Source organism: Corallococcus interemptor (assembly GCF_003668875.1).
GTDB lineage: Bacteria > Myxococcota > Myxococcia > Myxococcales > Myxococcaceae > Corallococcus > Corallococcus interemptor.
The window spans coordinates 41,327-59,359 of record NZ_RAWM01000019.1 but is presented as its reverse complement, the minus strand read 5'-3'; the positions used below and the strand labels follow the sequence as shown (position 1 = coordinate 59,359).

Genomic DNA, 18,033 nt, shown 5'->3' with positions numbered 1-18,033 from the left:
GTCCCAGCCCTTGAAAGTCAGACACCGCGCCCTGGGTAACGGCGAACCCGGGGCGCGGGGGTCAGGTCATCCCGGCCGTGTCAGCCGGCCTTGCGGTTGTTGGAGGGGGCGCTCTCGTCCCACTTCTCCATCAGGGTGTTGGACGGGAGGGTCTCATCCAGCAGCTTGCGCGCGGCCTCGGCCCCGGTGACGGGCAGGCCCTTGCGGTCGATGAGGCCCAGCTGCACCAGCACCGACGCCTGATCCCAGTAGATGTGCTCGTGGTAGAGCTTGTCGCCGCGGAAGTTGACCACCGCGACGAAGGCCGCCTCCACGTACTTCCCGGTGGGCGGGATGCCCGGGAGCATCCAGTCCATCTCGATGTCGTGGGTGAAGCTGAAGATGAACTCGTCCACCACGCGGTCCGCACCCACGGTGCGCGACAGCAGGGTCATCTTCGTGTCCTTGGGGTTCGCGTGGACGAAGTGGTTCGCGTAGAAGCGGTGCAGGTACTCCGCGCCCACGCCGCCCGTCATCACCGGCACGCTGTTGACGTACGGGTGCGCCACCATGGTCTCCATGGTCGCGGCGGCATCCCGCGCGGCGAACTCCAGCTCCGTGTGCTTGTCCCACAGCGCGGCCAGGTCGTAGCGCGGCCCCATCACCTTCTTGAGCAGCCCGAGCGTCCGCGAGTGCGCCGTCATCTGCGAGGGCCGGTGATAGGCCGGGGACCCCTCGCGGAAGAAGCCATGGCGCACGCCCTGGTACACGTACAGCTCCACGTCCACGCCCACGTACTGCTTCACCCGCGCCACCGCGGACGGGGGCACGAAGCCGTCCCACTCCGCGAAGTGGACCACCATGGGGGCCGCGTTCTCACCGCCCTGCGAGAGCACGTCCTCCATCCCCGGTGAGCAGTAGGTCACCGCGCAGTCCACGTGACCGTGCGCCGCCAGCTGCGCGGCCAGCGTCCCGCCCAGCCCGTAGCCCAGCGCGCCGACCTGCTTCTTGCCCTTGAGGCCCACGATCTCCGGCAGCGAGCGCGCCCAGGCCACCACCGGCTTCAGGTCCATCTCCTCCGGCTCTCCGCGCGAGGCGAGGTCCGGCACCACGACCACGTACCCCTCTTCACTGAAGCGCTCGGCCATCAGCTTCAGGTGGGCGTTTCCCTCGAACGCCTCCACCATCAGCAGCAGCAGGCCGGGACCCGTCCCACAGGCGGGGCGTCGCACCCACGCACGCATCGGGTCGCTTCCATCCACGGGAATCCACGTCGAGTTGTCGTTCATTTGTCGCGCACCCTCCCCAAAGCGGACACTTTTTGCGTCCGGACGGATCGCCTCCCGGACGTCTGGCATTGTAGCAAACCGTCCACATACTTACCTCATCCCTTGAGAGGTTTTGATGTGGATGGATTGTTGTATGCCTTTCATGTGGACTTATCAGCCCGCACTGCAATGCCTTGCCCGTGACGCGACGAGCCTTGTGTTTCAGGCCGTCAGCGGCGCGCACAGGGAGTGCGCACGCGCTTCGACCAAAGCCTGACGTGGAAGGCAGAGGGAGAAGATCGTACCCACGTCCGGGGTGGATTCCACCCGGAGGGTCCCGCCGTGCGCTTCAACAATGCTGCGCGCGATGTAGAGCCCCAGGCCCAGGCTCTCGCGCTTGCCGGGGCCGTCGCCGCGACGGAAGGGCTCGAAGAGCGTGGGCAACAGCTGCGCGGGGATGGGGGCCCCGGCGTTCTGCACTTCCAGATACACGGAGTCGACGCCCTGCTCGTAGGTGCGCAGGCGCACGGGGGTGTCTCGCGGGCTGTACTTGAGCGCATTGTCCAGCAGGTTCGCCACCACCTGCGCCATGCGGTCCAGGTCCCACACACCGGGGAGGCTGTCGCGCACGAAGTCGCACAGGATGGAGCGCTCCGGCCGCGCCGCGCGCAGCTCGTCCACGAGCTTGCGGCACAGCTCGTTCAAGTCGCCCGCGCCCGGCACCACCGGGATGCCGCCGCCCACGCGCGCGCGGGTGAAGTCCAGCAGCTGGTCCACGATGCCCTGGATGCGCTCGCCGCCGCGGGCCACGCGCTCGAAGGCCTTGCGCTGGCCTTCCGGCAGCGCCTCGCGTGACAGCTGCGCGTTGGCGGTGGTGAGGATGGCGGCCAGCGGCGTGCGGATGTCGTGGCCCACGATTCCCACCAGCTGCTGCTCCAGCTCCGTCGCGCGCTGCAGCTCCTCCTCCACGCGCCGGCGCTCCGCCAGCTCCAGCGCCTGTTCCCGCAGCTTCTCTCCGCGCAGGTACAGCTCCACGAACACGGACACCTTGGCGCGCAGGATGTCCGGATCCACGGGCTTGAGCAGGTAGTCCACCGCGCCGTATTCGTAGCCCCGGGTGACGTAGGCCGCCTCGCGGCTGAGCGCGGTGATGAAAATGATGGGCAGGTGCTTCGTGCGCTCGCGGGTGCGCACCAGGCGCGCCGTCTCCAGGCCGTCCAGCCCCGGCATCTGCACGTCCATCAGCACGCACGCGTATTCGTCCAGCAGCAGCGCCTTCAGCGCCTCGTCACCGGAGCGCACCGACACCACGTGCTGCCCCAGCGGCTCCAGGATGGCCTCCAGCGCCAGCAGGTTCGACGGCGTGTCGTCCACCAGCAGGATGCGCGCGCGAGGAGCGTCGGAGGAGCCATCGGTGGAGCGTCGGGGAGACGCGTCGGAGACGGCGGCGAGGACGGGCGTCCTGGGACCGGAGGGCTTCAAGGCGGCGTTCACTCGGGCGTTGGGGTGGTGTGCAGGGCGGGCAGGAGACCGGGGCCACGGAGGTTCACCGGATGTCGAGCGCCCGCATCCAACACAACCCCTTCGCCACCTTGTTCCCTGCACCTGTATTCAAAACCCACAGCAAGACAGGAATTCGTAATCAAAACTGACCCGTTGCAATTCCTGTCAGGGGCGTAGACTCCGCGCGCATGACGCTCCCGGTTCTCCGCACCCTGCTGCTCGGTCCCACTGACTTGCGCGCGCTCGTGGAGGGCGTGGGTCTGGACGTCCTGATGGACGAGCTCATCCACGCGCTGACCGTGGCGCTGCGGGAATTCGACGAATCCGTCCTGCAGGTCCCCAAGCGGGAGGGCTTCCAGGTGGCGGGCGAGTCCCGGCCTTCCGGGACGATGGGCTGGATGCCCGCCCTGCGGCGCGGGGACAGCCTGACCGTGCGCGTGTCCGCCTCCCTTCCGGGCAACCGGGGGGACTCGAAGCTGCCCACGCTGGTCGCGTCCCACAGCGTCTACGACGTGAAGACGGGCCACCTGCTGGCGGTGATGGACGGCGTGTTCGCCACGGCGCTGCGCACCGGCGCCGCGTCCGCGGTGGCCAGCCGCTACCTCGCGCATCCGGACAGCCGGGTGCTGGGGCTGGTGGGCTGCGGCGCGCAGGCCGTGTCGCAGCTGCACGCGCTCAGCCGCGTGTTCCGGCTGGAGCAGGTCCTGGTGCACGACGTTGATCCGGACGCGACGCGCTCCTTCGTGCGGCGCGTGGCGTTCCTGGGGCTGGACGTGCGGCCCACGCCGCTGCCGGACCTGGAGGCGCGCGCCGACATCCTCTGCACCGCGACCACCGTCGCTCCGGGCGCGGGGGCCGTCATCTCCGGCCACGCGTTGCAGCCGCACGCGCACGTCAATGCCGTGGGCGCGGATCAGCCGGGCAAGGCGGAGCTGCCGCTGGCGCTCTTGCGCCGCAGCCTCGTGGTGCCGGACTTCCCCGCCCAGGCGCGCCTGGAGGGTGAGTGCCAGCAGCTCCACCCGGACCAGATTGGCCCGGACCTGGCCACCGTGGTGCAGCAGCCGGAGGAGTTCCTCGGCTGGCGCGAGCGCAACACGGTGTTCGACTCCACCGGCCACGCGCTGGAGGACCACGTGGTGACGCGCCTCCTGCTGGACCACGCGCGGCGCATGGGCCTGGGCACGTGGGTGGAGCTGGAGTCGCTGGGAGGGGATCCGCTGGACCCCTACTCCCAGGTGCGCGGTGACACAGCCGCGCACACCGAGTCGCCGCGCCGGGCCACGGGGAGCTGACACCGGGCCGGTTTCGTTTCACGCCCGGCACACAACTTCCGGACGCCCCGGTCGATAATCGCGGAAGAAACAACTGTCCAATCTTCCTGGAATCATACGCCATGACCGTCCGCGCCCCCTCCACCCGCGCCACCGCCTCCGCGCCCGCGAGCACCGCCGCCACGGCCCCCCGCACCGCCGCCGCTCCTCGCGCCGCGGCCGCGTCCACCGCCCTGACGGCGCCGGCGGCCGGGCTGGGCAAGGGTGACTCCGGGGCCAAGGTGAAGCAGCTGCAGCAGGGGCTGGTGAAGCTGGGCTACATGACCCAGGCGCAGATGAACTCGGGCGCCGGCTCCTTCGGGCCGCAGACCGAGACGGCGGTGAAGAAGTTCCAGGCGGACCACAAGATCTCCGCCACCGGCTACTACGGGACGCAGACGGCGGCGGCGCTGGCCAAGGCGCTGAAGACGACGACGCCTCCGCCCACCCAGCCCGGGAAGTTCACCAAGCCCGCGGTGGTGAGCGCGCCCTCGCCCAACAGCGACTCGCGCAACGGCGCGGACATCGACGCCATCGTGCTGCACCACACCGGCACCAACAACGGCTCCGGGGACCTGGCGTGGATGCGCAACAAGGACAGCAAGGTGTCCGCGCACTACATGCTGGACCGCGACGGGAAGATCTACCAGCTGGTCGGTGACGACAAGCGCGCGTGGCACGCGGGCAAGGGTGAGCTGCACGGCGTGCCCACGGACGTGAACGCGCGCTCCATCGGCATCGAGATCGTCAACGACGGCAGCGGCAAGACGGCCTTCACGGAGGCGCAGTACAAGTCGCTGACGAAGCTCGTGGGCTACCTGAAGCAGGAGTACGACGTGCCCATGAAGAACATCGTCGGGCACAAGGACGTGGCCGTGCCCAAGGGCCGCAAGGACGACCCGGCGGCCAACTTCGACTGGGCCCGCCTGCGCAAGGGCATTGGCGGCTGAGCAGCGGCCGTCTCGCCACCCTGCCCCACTGGCGGCATGCACACGCGCGCCGGAAGGTGCTAGAAGAGCGCCCCGGTGCTTCGACTCTGGCTCATCCTCTGCCTGGTCCTGCTCGCTCCCATCGGGGGCGGGCTCGCGCATGCCTTCGGGCCGGCGCAGCAGGCGGAGACGTGCCTCACGGGCTGCGCGGATGACGACGCGCAGGGCCAGTGCGCTCCCACCTGCGTGGACTGCACCTGCTGCACGCACGTGAAGCCCCTGGCCGTCGCCGTACCGCTGCCGGGGCTCATGAGTTCTCGGGGACAGGAGCTCCCCATCGTGCTCGAAGCCTCCGAGCCGTCGTCCGCGGACGCGGATGACATCCTGCATCCCCCGATAGTCCCTCTCGTTTAAGGCCCGCGTCCTTCGTCGTTCGCACGCGCCCCGCCACCGGTGTGCCCGGCCACATGCCCGGGCGCATGGATGCGCGGCCGCCTTCTTCCGAAGAGGTCTTCCTCCGTGTCCATCCGCCCCGCGACGGCCGCCCTCGGGCTGGCCGCCGCCCTGTTATGGCCGCGCCCCGGTGGCGCGGATCCCTCCCGCATCACGCTCCAGGACGCCTTCACCCTCGCGCGCCAGCACGCCCCTGCCTTGGTGGAGGCCCGGGCCCGCGTGCGCGCCGCCCAGGGCCCCCTGGCGAGCGCCGCGCCGCTCTTGCGTGAGAACCCCCAGCTCGATGTCCAGGTAGGTCCGCGACGGCTCCCCAATGGCGACCACGGTCTGGACGTCGCGGTGGGCCTGTCGCAGCCCTTCGAGTTGGGCGGCAAGCAGGGCCTGCGGCGGGAGGCGGCGCGCGCCGGCCTGTCCATGGAAGAGGCCCGCCTGCGCGACGCGGAGCGGCTCGTCCTGGGAGACGTGGCCGCCGCCTACCTGCGCCTGTTGCAGGCCCGCGAGCGGCGGAAGCTGGTGGCCGCCGTGGAGGAGGCAACGGCGCGCACGGTCCAGGCCACGGAGAAGCGCTACGCGGCCGGTGACGTGCCGGCGGTGGACGTCAACGTGGCCAAGGTCGCGCACGCCCGGGCCCGCTCGGAGGTCCAGGTCGCGTCGGGTGAAGTCGACGCGCTGCGGGCGGAGCTGGAGGGGCAGCTGGGCTACCGCGCGGCGGCCCCGGCCTCCTTCGAGGATGATCTGCGGTCGCTGGCCCTGGCGCCTCCACGCGCGCCACCGGACGGAGGTGGAACGCGCCCGGACGTGGTGGCCCTGGAGCAGGAGCAGGCCCGGGCGAAGGCCGCCGCGACGCTGGGCCGGCGGCAGGTGCTGCCGGACGTGACCGTGGGCGCGCGCTACCAGAAGGAGGCGGACGAGACGGTGTTCCTGGGAACGCTGAGCGTCCCCCTGCCCCTCTTCGCCCGGGGACAGGAAGCGCGCCTCGTGAGCGAAGCGGACGCAAGCCGCGCCGAAGGAGAGCTTCGCGCCGCGCGACTGGTGGTCCCCGCCCGGGTCCAGGCCGCGACCGACCGCTACCGCGCGAGCCGCGACGCGCTCGGCGTCCTGCAGGAGGTGCTGCCGCTCCTGGACGACAACGAGGCGCTGGCGCAGCGCTCCTATGACGCCGGGGAGATGGACCTCGCGGCCTTCCTCCTCGTCCGGCGCGACACGCTGGAGGCGCGGGCCGCGTGGCTCGATGGACTCCTGCGGCTGGCCCTTGCCCGAGTGCAGCTCGAAGTGGAAACCGGAGTCCTGCCATGAAGCCCACCCTGCTGCTGATGATTGCCGTGCTCGTGGGCTTCACCGCCTGCAAGTCCTCCAAGGCGGAACACGACGACGCGCACGACGAACACGGGCACGACGAGGGGGCCGAGGAGAAGCTCCACGTCGAGTCCGGCGACGTCATCCACGTGCACGTCCCCAAGGAGATGCTGCGCGACCTGCGCGTCACCACCGCGAAGGTGGAGGCCCGTCCGGGCGGAGAGAGCGTCACCGCGCTGGGCGAGCTGTCCTTCAGCGAGGACGCGTACGCGGAGGTGACCTCGCCTGTCTCCGCGCGCGTGGCCTCCGTGGCCGTGACGACAGGCCAGGCGGTGAAGCAGGGCCAGCGGCTGGCGGAGCTCCAGAGTCCGGAGCTGGGCCGTGCCCGCGCGGAGCTCCAGGCCTCGCAGGCCCGCGCCACCGCCGCCCGTCAGGCCGCGGACCGCAAGCGCTCGCTCGCGGATGAACGCATCGTCGCGCGCAAGGACGCGCAGGCCGCCGAAGCGGACGCCGCCGCCGCGGAGGCGGACGTGGCCGCCGCGAAGGCCGCGCTCACGTCCCTGGGCGCGGGCGGTGCCGGAGGTGACGGCACGTCCGGCTTCGTGCTCAAGGCGCCCATCGACGGCACCGTCGTGGAGCGCACCGCGCGGCTGGGACAGATGGCGGATCCGTCGCAGGCGCTCTTCCGCATTGGAGACCTGTCGTCGCTGTGGCTCATCGTGCACGCGTTCGAGCGGGACGCCGTGCGCCTGCAACCCGGAGCAGAGGCGCGCGTCACCTTCGCCGCGTTCCCCGGCCAGGAGTTCGCCGCGAAGGTGGGCCACGTGGGCCAGGGCGTGGATCCGCGCAGCCGCACCATCCCCGTGCGCCTGGAGCTGGACAACGCCAAGGGGCTCCTGAGGCCGGGCATGTCCGCGTCGGCGTCCATCCCGCTGGGAGACCCCGGCGCCACGCTCACGGCCGTGCCGGCGGCGGCGCTCCAGCGGCTGGAGAACGGCTGGGTGGTGTTCCTGCCCACGCCGGAGGCCGGCGTCTTCGAGCAGCGCGAGGTCGGCCGGGGCCGCAGCCTGGGCACGCAGGTGGAGGTCCTGAAGGGGCTCGCCGTGGGCGACGAGGTGGTGGTGGAGGGCGCGTTCCTGCTCAAGGCCGAGGTCGAGAAGTCCCAGGGCGGAGGCGACGAGCATGGACACTGATGCCCGCACGACGCTGCCGGGGCGCATCCTGCGCGCGTCGTTCTCCCGGCCGGGGCTGACGGTCGTCATCGTCCTGGCGCTGGCGGCCTTTGGCGCGGTGGCGCTGCGCAACCTGCGCCAGGACGTGTTCCCGGACCTGTCCGCCCCCATCTTCAACGTCATCGTGCAGAACCCGGCCATGGGCGCCGAGGAGCTGGAGACCGCGGTGGCCATCCCCATGGAGGTGGCGCTGGCGGGCCTGCCCCAGGTGCGCCGCATCCGCTCCACGTCGCAGCTGGGCGTCACCCAGGTGACGGTGGAGTTCGAACCGGACGCGGACTACTTCCGCAGCCGCCAGTACGTGGTGGAGCGCGTGGCGCAGGCGGAGGGCGAGCTGCCGCCCGGCACCGACGCGCCGCTGGTGTCCAGCCTCACCGGCCGGCTCAACGAAGTCTTCGAGTTCACGCTGGAGGCCCAGCCCGGCACCGCGGACCTGATGGCGCTGCGCGACCTGGCGGAGTTCGACATCAAGAACCGGCTGCTCGCGGTGCCCGGCGTCGCGGGCGTGGAGCGGCTGGGCGGCTACCTGCGCCAGTTCCAGGTGCTGCTGGATCCGGATCAGCTGGTGGCGCGAGGCATCACCCTGGACGAGGTCCAGCACGGCCTGGAGGGCGCCAGCGTCAACGCGTCCGGCGGCTTCGTCACGCAGGGGCCCATGGAATGGACCGTGCGCGCGCTGGGCCGGGCGGAGACGGTGGAGGACCTGAGCAACACGGTGGTCGCGCTGCGGGACGGCACGCCGGTGCTGCTGGGAGACGTGGCGGACGTGCGCGAGGCCCCCGCGGTGCGCCGGGGCATGGCGCACCGGCTCCAGGGGGAGGTCGTCAGCTGCCGCGTGAGCAAGCAGTTCGGCGCGGACACCGTGCGCGTGGCCGAAGGCGTGCGCGCGGCCATCGAGGAGCTGCGCCGCTCGCTGCCTCCGGGCGTGAGCCTGCGCGTCGTCTACGATCAGTCGGAGCTGGTGGGCTCCGCGCTGGGCGGCGTGGGCCGGGCCATCCTGCTGGGCGCGTTCCTGGTGGTGTGCGTGCTCTTCCTGCTGCTCGGGGACTGGCGCGCGGCGCTCATCGTCACGCTCACCCTGCCCCTGTCGCTGGCGCTGGCGGGGCTGCTGCTCAAGGCGGCGGGCATCGGGTTGAACACGATGACGCTGGGAGGCCTGGCCATCGCGGTGGGCCTGCTGGTGGACGCGGCCATCATCGTCGTGGAGAACGTCATCCACGACCTGCGCGAGGGCAAGGGCCGCCGCCCGGTGCGCGACGAGGCGCTGGCGGCGGCGATGGAGGTGGGCCGCCCCATCGCCTTCGCCACGCTCATCGTCGTCTCGGTGTTCATCCCGCTGTTCGCGATGACGGGCATCGAGGGCCGCATGTACCAGCCGCTCGCGGCGGCGGTGGTGGCGTGCCTGGCCGCGTCGCTCGCGCTGGCGCTCACGCTGGTGCCGGTGGTGTCCGGCCTCCTCCTGCGCGCGCCGGAGGAGGACTCGCCGGAGGACGTGTGGATCATCCGCAAGGTGAAGGCCGCGTACGCGCCCGTCCTGGAGAAGTGCATGCGCCACGCGGGGCTGGTGCGCGTGGTGGCGCTGGCCATCACCGTGCCCGCGCTGGGGCTGGCCTTCATGGTGGGCAGTGACTTCATGCCCCGCCTGGACGAGGGCGCGTTCCTGCTCCAGACGGTGCTGCCGCCGGAGGCGTCGCTGGACGAGGTGGACCGCCTCAACCACCGCGTGGAGGACGTGCTGCGCCAGTTCCCGGAGGTGGAGGACGTGGTGCGGCGCACCGGCCGCGCCGAGCGCACCGAGGACCCGATGCCCCACACCCTGTCCGACGTGCTGGTGGTCCTCAAGAAGGACTCCACGGGCGGCCGCGAGGGGCTGGAGTCGCGGATGCGCGAGGCGCTGGAGAAGGTGCCCGGCGTGTCGGTGCTCTTCACCACGCCGCTGGGGATGCGCATCGACGAGGGCCTGGGAGGCAGCCCCGCGGACCTCTCCGTGCGCGTCTTCGGGCCGGACCTGGACACGCTGGCGGAGCTCGCGGAGCGCACGCGCGCGCTGATGGCGAAGGTGGACGGCGTGGAGGACCTGCGGGTGGAGCGGCTGAGCGGCCTGCCCCAGCTGCGCGTCACGGTGAACCGCGCCGCGGTGGCGCGCGTGGGGCTCACGCCCGGGGATGTCATCCGGGCCATCCGTGTCGGGCTGGTGGGCGAGGAGTTCGCGCAGATCTGGCGCGGCCAGCGCCGCTACGACCTGGTGCTCCGGCTGGCGGATCACCGCCGGGGTGACGTGAACGCCCTGCGCAACCTGCTGGTGGACGGGCACGACGGCACGCGCATCCCGCTGAGCCAGCTGGCCACCATCGAGGAGACCTCCGGCGCGGGCAGCGTGCGCCGCGAGGCGGGCAGCCGGCGCATCGCGGTGGAGGCCGGTGTGTCCGGCCGTGACCTGGGCAGCACGGCGGCGGAGGTGCGCGAGGTGCTGGCCACGCAGCTCAAGCTGCCCACGGGCTACTTCGTGGACGTGGGCGGCAAGGTGGAGAGCCAGGAGCGCGCGGCGCAGGCGCTGACGGTGGCCATCGCCCTGGCGCTGCTCGCGGTGTTCGTGCTGCTCTACCTCGCGCTGGACTCCGTGGCGGAGGCGCTGGTCATCCTGGCCACGCTGCCGGACGCGTTCGTGGGCGGCATCCTCGCGCTGCTGATCGCAGGAGAGACGTGGAACGTGTCCAGCCTGGTGGGGCTCATTGGCCTGTTCGGCATCGCGGTGCAGAACGGCCTGGTGCTGGTGGCGCAGACGAAGGACCTGATGCGCCGGGGCAAGCCCTTCGCGGAGGCCGTGCGCGAGGCGAGCCTCGGCCGCGTGCGGCCCAAGCTGATGACCGCGGGCACGGCCATCCTCGGGCTGCTGCCGCTGCTGGTGCTGCCGCTGCATGGGACGGAGATTGAGCGTCCGCTGGCGGTGGTGATGGTGGGCGGGCTCGTCACGTCCACCCTCTTCACGCTGCTGGCCCTGCCCACGTTCTACGCGCTGGTGCATGGCTTCCAGGAGCGCGTCGCGGCGCGGCGGGCTGCTAGAAAGCACTCCGCATGAGCTTGTCACCGGAAGCGCTGGACGCGCTGCTGCGCCATCACCATGCGTTCCTCGCGTTCCTCACGCCGCGTGTGGGGAGCCAGGAGGCGGCGCGCGAGGTGCTTCAGGCCGCGTTCGTGAAGGGCATGGAACAGGGAGGCTCCCTGCGCGAGGAGCAGAGCGCGGTGGCCTGGTTCTACCGGCTCTTGCGCAACGCGCTGGTGGACCGCCACCGCCGGGGCCAGCGGGAGGTCACCGCGCTGGAGTCCCTGTCCCACGAACAGCCGCTGTCCACCGAGGACGCGAGCGGCCTGGAGGCGACGGTGTGCGGCTGCGTGGCGGGGCTCGCGGGGACGCTCAAGCCCGAGTACGCGGAGGCCGTGCGCCGGGTGGACCTGGAGGGGCTGTCCGTGGCCCAGTACGCCGAGGAGGCGGGCATCTCCGCCAACAACGCGGCCGTGCGCCTGCACCGCGCGCGCAAGGCCCTGGGCCAGCAGCTGGTGGAGCTGTGCGGCCACTGCTGCGCGGAGGGCTGCGTGGACTGCGACTGCGCGCCCGCGTGAAAAATCCGCTGTAAGAGCGCGCGGGGCCGGGCGTCAGCGTGGGGGAACGCAGCTGGAGGTCATCCTCATGGACGTCGCCACCTTCACCCGGCCGGCCCTGCCCGCCGCCACCCTCGCCTTCCTCCTCTTCGCCATGGTGTTGCCGTCGGTGCGACTGCGCCGCCGCACCGGCCGCCCGGCGCTGGTGCTGCACCGCTCCGGCCCGCCGCTCCAGCGCGTCATCGGCGTGGGCATGGCGCTGTTCATGGGCGCCATCGTGCTCTGGAGCGCGGCGCACCTGGCCTTGGGTGAGTCCGCGCTGGGCGTGTGGCACGTGCCCGCCGCGCTCCGGTGGAGCGGCTGGGCACTGGTGGCCGTGGGCTTCATCGTCACCGTGCGGGCGCAGGTGGAGATGGGCGCGTCGTGGCGCATCGGCATCGACTCGGACCGGACGGAGCTGGTGACGGATGGCCTCTTCGGCGTCGTGCGCAACCCCATCTTCAGCGGGATGCTCGTGGTGGTGACGGGCATGGCGCTCGCGACGCCGAGCGCGTGGACCGTGATGGGCTGGCTCGACTACGTGCTGCTGGTGTCGCTCCAGGTGCGGCTGGAGGAGGACCACCTCTTGCGCCTGCACGGCGGCGCGTATCAGCGCTACGCGGCGCGCGTGGGCCGCTTCATCCCGGGGGTGGGCCGGCTCGAAGCCCCCGGCCTGGACGCCGCTTCGCGCATCACAGTGTGACGTCGGCGGTCACACCTCGCACGAAGCGCCCATGCGAACGTGCGCCGCCTGACGCTGTCATTCCACGTGGTTGCGATTTCAAACGTCGTGGCCCGGCCCTTGCTCGACAGGCGCCGGTGTCCTGGCTGCCGTACGGGCACGCCCATTTCGAGGTCTCGAGTGCACTGGAAATCTCCCTGGCTCCCCATGGTTCTGCTGCTCGGTGGTTGCGCGTCCGTGCAGAAGGAGCGCGGCCACATGGAAGTGGCCGCGCTCGTGGAGGAGCGGACAGGGTTGAAGACGCGCTGGAATCAGGGAACGCCGGAGGACGCACAGGTGCAGCAGCACCTGGACGCCCTGCTGGCCGGCGGCCTCACGTCGGACCACGCCGTGGAGGTGGCGCTGCTCAACAACCCCGCGCTCCAGGGGACGTACGAGGAGCTGGGCGTGTCCCAGGCGGACATGGTGCAGGCCGGGCTGCTCACCAACCCCTCCTTCGACGGGAGCATCGGCTTCCCGCTGTCCTCGGAGGGCGGCATCGAGCACGAGTTCTCCATCGTCCAGAGCTTCGTGGACCTCTTCACGCTGCCCCTGCGCAAGCGCGTGGCGAAGGAGCAGTTCCTGGCGGACACGCTGCGCGTCGCGCACGAAGCGCTGGTCACCACGGCGGAGGTCCGCCAGACGTTCACGGAGGTGCAGGCCCGGCAGCAGCTGGTCGCGCTGCGCCGTGAGGTGCTCCAGGCCGCGGACGCGGCGGCGGACCTGTCCCAGCGGCAGCGCGCCGCGGGCAACATCACGGTGCTGGCCCTGGCCACGGAGCAGGCCGCGCTGGAGCAGGCGCGCCTGGAGCTGGCCCAGGACGAGCTGGCGCTCGTTGAAGCGCGCGAACACCTCAACCGCCTGATGGGCCTCTACGGGCCGAGGGTGGCCTGGACGCTCACCGGGAAGCTGCCGGAGGTCCCCGCCTCCGAGGCGTCGCTGGAACGCCTGGAGACGCGCGCCATCGAGCAGCGGCTGGACATCGACGCGGCCCGCAAGCAGGTCTCGCTGTTGTGGAACGCGCTGGAGCTGGCGCGCAGCACGCGCTTCTTCGGCCGCGTGGAGGTGGGCGTGCACACGCACCAGGACGCGAACGGGCCGCGCCTGCTGGGCCCCACGCTGTCACTGGAGCTGCCCATCTTCGATCAGCGTCAGGCGCTGATCGCCAAACTGGAAGCGCAGCACCGCCAGGGCGAGGACCGGCTGATGGAGCTGGCCGTCAACGCCCGCTCGGAGGTGCGCGCGGCGAGGGCGAAGCTGGTGACGCTGCGGAACATGGCGGAGCGCTACCAGAAGGTCGTGCTCCCGCTGCGCACCACCATCCTCGATGAGTCCCAGCGCCAGTACAACGCCATGCAGATTGGCCTCCCGGCCCTCCTCCTCGCGCGGCGCGAGCAGGTGGAGGCCTGGAGGGCCTACCTGGAGACGGTCCGCGACTACTGGATGGCGCGGGCCGACCTGGAGCGGCTGGTGGGCGGACGCTTGCCTGTGCCCGTGTCCGCCCCGTCGCCTGAACCCACGCCTACGCCCGAACCCACCCATGAGCACCATGAAGCCCACTGACGAAACCGAAGACACCCACCCGGCCCCGGTGCTCACGCGTCGCGGACTGCTCGCGCGCACGGGCGCCACGCTGGCGACGGGTGCCCTGCTGATGCATGGCCGCACCGCGCAGGCGCAATCCAGCGTGCCCGGCGCGAAGGGCCCGCGTGAAGGGTCCGCCGCGGACACGGGCGGCAAGACCGCCCGCCAGTCGCATCTGCCGCCCGGAAGGGAGGGCCGCGACTACCGGCCCGTCGTCGTGCCCAACGGCGCGAAGCTGCCGTGGAAGGATGTAGGCGGCGTGAAGGTCTTCCACCTGGTGGCCCAGGAGGTGGAGCACGAGTTCGCCCCCGGCCTCAAGGCGCTGTGCTGGGGCTACAACGGCCACGTGCACGGGCCCACCATCGAGGTGGTGGAGGGCGACCGCGTGCGCTTCTACGTCACGAACCGGCTGCCCGCGTCCACCACGGTGCACTGGCACGGCATCCTGCTTCCCAGCGGCATGGACGGCGTGGGCGGGCTGAACCAGAAGGCCATCGCGCCGGGAGAGACCTACAAGTACGAGTTCACGGTGCGGCAGTCGGGGACGGGGATGTATCACTCGCACCACGACGAGATGACGCAGATGGCGATGGGCATGGTGGGGATGTTCGTCATCCACCCGCGCAAGCCGGTGGGGCCGCGCATCGACCGGGACTTCGCCATCATGCTGCACGAGTGGCGCATCGATCCGGGCACGCGGCGTCCGGACCCCAACGAGATGACGGACTTCAACATCCTGACGATGAACGCGAAGGCGTTCCCCGGCACGGAGCCGCTGGTGGTGCGCAAGGGCGAGCGGGTGCGGATCCGCTTCGGCAACCTGAGCGCGATGGACCACCACCCCATCCACCTGCACGGCTTCCAGTTCCGCATCACGGAGACGGACGGAGGCCGCATCCAGGAGAGCGCGCAGTGGCCGGAGACGACGGTGCTGGTGCCCACGGGGAGCACGCGCACCATCGAGTTCGTGGCGGACGAACCCGGCGACTGGGCCATGCACTGTCACATGACCCACCACGTGATGAACCAGATGGGCCACGACATCCCGAACATGATCGGCGTGAAGCCCGGAGGCCTGGACGCGAAGGTGCGCCCGCTGCTGCCCGGCTACATGACCATGGGACAGACGGGCATGGGAGACATGGGAGGCATGCACCACATGCCCATGCCCGCGAACTCCATCCCCATGGTGGGAGGCAAGGGCCCCTATGATGAGATCACCATGGGCGGCATGTTCACCATCCTCAAGGTGAGGGACCGGTTGGATGGCTACGGCGATCCAGGCTGGTACACGGCGCCTCCGGGAACGCTGGCGCAGCTCGCCCATGACGACGAACTGCGCCGGGACGGCATCGACGTGGGGACGCCATGACGAACGGTTTCTGCTGGTACGAGCTGCGGTCTCCCAGGCCCGAGGAGGCGCGGCGCTTCTACGCGAACGTGCTGGGCGCGGACGTCACGCAGGAGGTGTCCCCGCTGCCCGAAGCCGCCGCCGCCCGAGGTGCCCCGAGCCACTGGCTGGGGCACCTCCACGTGCCCGACCTGGACTCCGCCGTGCAACAGTTCGCCGCGCGGGGGGCCGAGCGGCTGGGACCACCGCGCAAGTCCAGCGAGGGCATCGCCTCCACCGTGCTGCGGGATCCGCTGGGCGCGGTGGTCGCACTGACCTCCAGGACCGGGCGGGCCACGCACCCGGAGCTGGCGTGGCATGAGTTGCACACGGCCGACCACGGCCGGGCGTTGGCTCACTACATCGACCTCTTCGGCTGGCGGCCCACCGAGGCCCTTCAGCTGTCCCCCGAGGTCGGGACGTATCAACAGTTCACCTGGCGCGAGGACGGGCGCGGCGTGGGAGCCGCATGCAGCACCGCGCGCCTCCCGCACATCCATCCGCACTGGCTCTTCTACTTCGCCGTCGATGACCTGGACCGGGCCCTCGCGGCGGTCGTCGAAGGTGGAGGCCGGGTGGCTGGCGGCCCGCACGTCATGCCGGAGGGAACACGCGTCGCGCCCTGCGAGGACCTGCACCGGGCCGCGTTCGGCCTGCGTCAGGCCCTGTAACCTGGAAGAACATGAAGCCCTGTTCAGCTTCACGGGCGTGATGGAGTAGATTGGCGGTCCCCTTGGAGGCCTCCATGACCGCCCCTCTGCCGACGCTGGAACGCCTTCCTCGCGGAGCGCTCACGCTGTTCCGCATCCGGGCGCTCCTGCGCATGGCCATCTTCGGCGCAATCGCCTTCGCCGTGGCGCTGGGGTTGAACTTCGCGGGCAACGAGCACTGGCCGTTCCTGCTGCCGTGCGCGGTGGTCCTGGGCTTGAGCGTGTTGACGGCGTGGTATCCGCAGCGCGCGCACGAGCGCTGGGGCTGGGCGCTGCGCGAGCACGACCTGGTCATCTCCCACGGCGTGCTCCTGCATGAGGTGGTGTCCATCCCGGCGGGGCGCATCCAGCACGTGGACGTGCATCAGGGCCCCATCGAGCGCTCGCTGGGGCTCGCGCGCCTGCAGATCTACACGGCCGCGGGCAGCGGCGCGGACGGAGAGATTCCCGGCCTGACGCGAGAGACCGCGGATGCCCTGCGCGAGCGGCTGGTGCGGCGCGAGGCCGACGATGTCGTCTGAGCCGGTGGCGCTGGCCTCGCCGGAAGAAGTGTCCTGGAAGCGTCTGAGCCCGAAGGCGCCGCTCGCGGCCCTGGTGCCGTTGTCGGGGATGATCGGACGCGTGTTGCTGGGCGCGCTCCTGCCCACGTACTTCGCGCATGAGCGCGGCCTGCCGGCGTTCGTCTGGGTCATCGTGATGGGCATGGCCCTGTCGCTGCTGGCGGCCGGGCTCTACGAAGTGGCCACGACGAGCTACCGCGTGGTGGATGCCCAGCTGGAGATCCGCTCCGGCGTCTTCACGAAGACGTCCCGCTTCATCGAAGCCGCGCGGGTGCAGAACACGGAGGTCTTGCAGCCCTTCGTGTCGAAGCTGCTCGGGCTGGTGGAGGTGAAGGTGGAGACGGCCTCCGGAGGCAAGGCGGACGGCCATCTGCGCGGACTGGCGCCGGAGGACGCCCAGGCGTTGATCCAATCCCTCCAGGTCATCCGGGGCGAAGGTCCTGCCGCGCTGCCCGGCGCGGAAGTCCCGGCGGAGCGGGTGCTCTCCGAAGCGAGCCTGGGAGGCCTGCTGCTCTACGGCGCGACCGCGCTGGGCGTCGGTGTCATCGCGGTGGTGATGGGCGCGATGCACGAAATCATGGAGACCTTCCACAAGCTGCTGCTGCCGTGGATGGAGGCGCACTGGGAAGCGCTGGCGGCGCCGGGAATGGTCTGGCTGTCCGCGGCGGTGGCGGCGCTCGCGGGGCTGTTCGGCCTCTGGCTGGTGAGTGGCGCGCGAGCGGTGTTGCGGTTCCATGGCTTCCGGCTGGTGGACACGGGCACGCACCTGCGAGCGGTGGGAGGGCTGATCACCCGCCGGCAGGTGACGGTGCGAAGGGCACGCGTCCAGCAGGTGGTGCTGGACGAACCGCTGCTGCGCCGCACGTTGGGCTTCGGTTCGGTGGAGGTGGAGACGGCGGGCGTCCGCACGGGGAAGGAAGCCGCGGACCGCGCGGAGCTGCTGGTGCCGGTGGTGCCCACGGCGCGCATGCCGGAGCTGCTGCGGGAGTTCGTGCCGGAGCTGCCCGACACCCTGCCCTTCCGGGGCGCGCATCCCAAGGCGCTCCTGCGAGCACGAATTCGCGCGGTGGGCCTGAGCGTGCTGGTGGCGGCGCCCGCGACCTGGTTCATGGGAGCCTGGGGCGCGGTCGCCTGGCTCCTGCTCCCCGCGCAGCTGTTTGGCGCCTGGTTCGACTGGCGCTTCCAGGGATGGCTCGTCACGGAGACCCTGGTGGTGGTGCGCCAGGGCTTCTGGCGAAGGCGCACGACGGTGGTGCAGCGCTCCCGCATCCAGTCCGTGCGAGCGAGACAGGGACCGCTGGAGCGGGGCTACGGGATCGGCCACGTGCGCATCGACGTAGCGGGCTCACACGTCGTCCTGCCCAGCGTGGGCTGGGAGGAAGCCCAGGCCCTCATCGACGTGCTCCCGGCCCGCCGTGTGTCTCGAGCACCGCGACCGGCTGCCCGGCTTCCCGCGTAG

Annotated in this window: 15 protein-coding genes; 13 read left to right on the top strand and 2 right to left on the bottom strand. The window is 71.3% G+C overall.

The window, feature by feature from the left end; all coding sequences use genetic code 11:
* Positions 1–80: 80 nt before the first annotated feature.
* Positions 81–1,268 (bottom strand): alpha/beta fold hydrolase, encoded by a 1,188-nt coding sequence (locus D7X96_RS10015; RefSeq protein ID WP_167510822.1) that lies wholly within the window; start codon positions 1,266–1,268, stop codon positions 81–83.
* A 201-nt stretch (positions 1,269–1,469) separates the two neighbouring features.
* Complete coding sequence (locus tag D7X96_RS10010; protein WP_121769596.1) at positions 1,470–2,729, bottom strand: hybrid sensor histidine kinase/response regulator; 1,260 nt, start codon at positions 2,727–2,729, stop codon at positions 1,470–1,472.
* A 209-nt stretch (positions 2,730–2,938) separates the two neighbouring features.
* On the opposite strand from D7X96_RS10010, the gene D7X96_RS10005 reads away from it, so the two are divergent.
* The 13 genes from D7X96_RS10005 to D7X96_RS09945 all read left to right on the top strand — a co-directional run bounded on the left by D7X96_RS10005 (position 2,939) and on the right by D7X96_RS09945 (position 18,033).
* A complete protein-coding gene (locus D7X96_RS10005) occupies positions 2,939–4,042 on the top strand; it encodes an ornithine cyclodeaminase family protein (protein ID WP_121769595.1) in 1,104 nt (367 codons plus the stop codon).
* A 101-nt stretch (positions 4,043–4,143) separates the two neighbouring features.
* Positions 4,144–5,010, top strand: a complete 867-nt coding sequence (locus D7X96_RS10000) for a peptidoglycan recognition protein family protein (protein ID WP_121769594.1) — start codon at positions 4,144–4,146, stop codon at positions 5,008–5,010.
* Between the two features lie 75 nt (positions 5,011–5,085).
* Positions 5,086–5,403: a hypothetical protein gene (locus tag D7X96_RS09995; protein WP_121725393.1), complete on the top strand. Its 318-nt coding sequence runs from the start codon at positions 5,086–5,088 to the stop codon at positions 5,401–5,403.
* A 105-nt stretch (positions 5,404–5,508) separates the two neighbouring features.
* A complete protein-coding gene (locus D7X96_RS09990) occupies positions 5,509–6,738 on the top strand; it encodes a TolC family protein (protein WP_233610269.1) in 1,230 nt (409 codons plus the stop codon).
* Positions 6,735–7,931, top strand: a complete 1,197-nt coding sequence (locus D7X96_RS09985) for an efflux RND transporter periplasmic adaptor subunit (protein WP_121725392.1) — start codon at positions 6,735–6,737, stop codon at positions 7,929–7,931. Before D7X96_RS09990 ends, D7X96_RS09985 begins: the two co-directional genes overlap by 4 nt.
* The gene (locus D7X96_RS09980) at positions 7,921–11,049 is read left to right on the top strand and encodes an efflux RND transporter permease subunit (protein ID WP_121769592.1); all 3,129 of its coding nucleotides are present in this window, start codon (positions 7,921–7,923) and stop codon (positions 11,047–11,049) included. The genes D7X96_RS09985 and D7X96_RS09980 overlap by 11 nt, the downstream gene beginning before the upstream one ends.
* The gene (locus D7X96_RS09975) at positions 11,046–11,591 is read left to right on the top strand and encodes an RNA polymerase sigma factor (RefSeq protein WP_120546985.1); all 546 of its coding nucleotides are present in this window, start codon (positions 11,046–11,048) and stop codon (positions 11,589–11,591) included. Before D7X96_RS09980 ends, D7X96_RS09975 begins: the two co-directional genes overlap by 4 nt.
* 67 nt (positions 11,592–11,658) lie before the next feature.
* Complete coding sequence (locus D7X96_RS09970; protein ID WP_121769591.1) at positions 11,659–12,312, top strand: methyltransferase family protein; 654 nt, start codon at positions 11,659–11,661, stop codon at positions 12,310–12,312.
* Positions 12,313–12,498: 186 nt separating this feature from the next.
* Positions 12,499–13,893 (top strand): TolC family protein, encoded by a 1,395-nt coding sequence (locus D7X96_RS09965; protein WP_121769590.1) that lies wholly within the window; start codon positions 12,499–12,501, stop codon positions 13,891–13,893.
* A complete protein-coding gene (locus D7X96_RS09960; protein ID WP_120546988.1) occupies positions 13,871–15,286 on the top strand; it encodes a multicopper oxidase family protein in 1,416 nt (471 codons plus the stop codon). Before D7X96_RS09965 ends, D7X96_RS09960 begins: the two co-directional genes overlap by 23 nt.
* Complete coding sequence (locus D7X96_RS09955) at positions 15,283–15,975, top strand: VOC family protein (RefSeq protein ID WP_121769589.1); 693 nt, start codon at positions 15,283–15,285, stop codon at positions 15,973–15,975. Before D7X96_RS09960 ends, D7X96_RS09955 begins: the two co-directional genes overlap by 4 nt.
* 74 nt (positions 15,976–16,049) lie before the next feature.
* On the top strand, positions 16,050–16,535 hold the full coding sequence (locus D7X96_RS09950; protein ID WP_147468271.1) for a PH domain-containing protein: 486 nt from the start codon (positions 16,050–16,052) through the stop codon (positions 16,533–16,535).
* Positions 16,525–18,033 carry a PH domain-containing protein gene (locus tag D7X96_RS09945; RefSeq protein WP_158616154.1) on the top strand — a complete coding sequence of 503 codons (1,509 nt, stop codon included), beginning with the start codon at positions 16,525–16,527 and terminating at the stop codon, positions 18,031–18,033. The genes D7X96_RS09950 and D7X96_RS09945 overlap by 11 nt, the downstream gene beginning before the upstream one ends.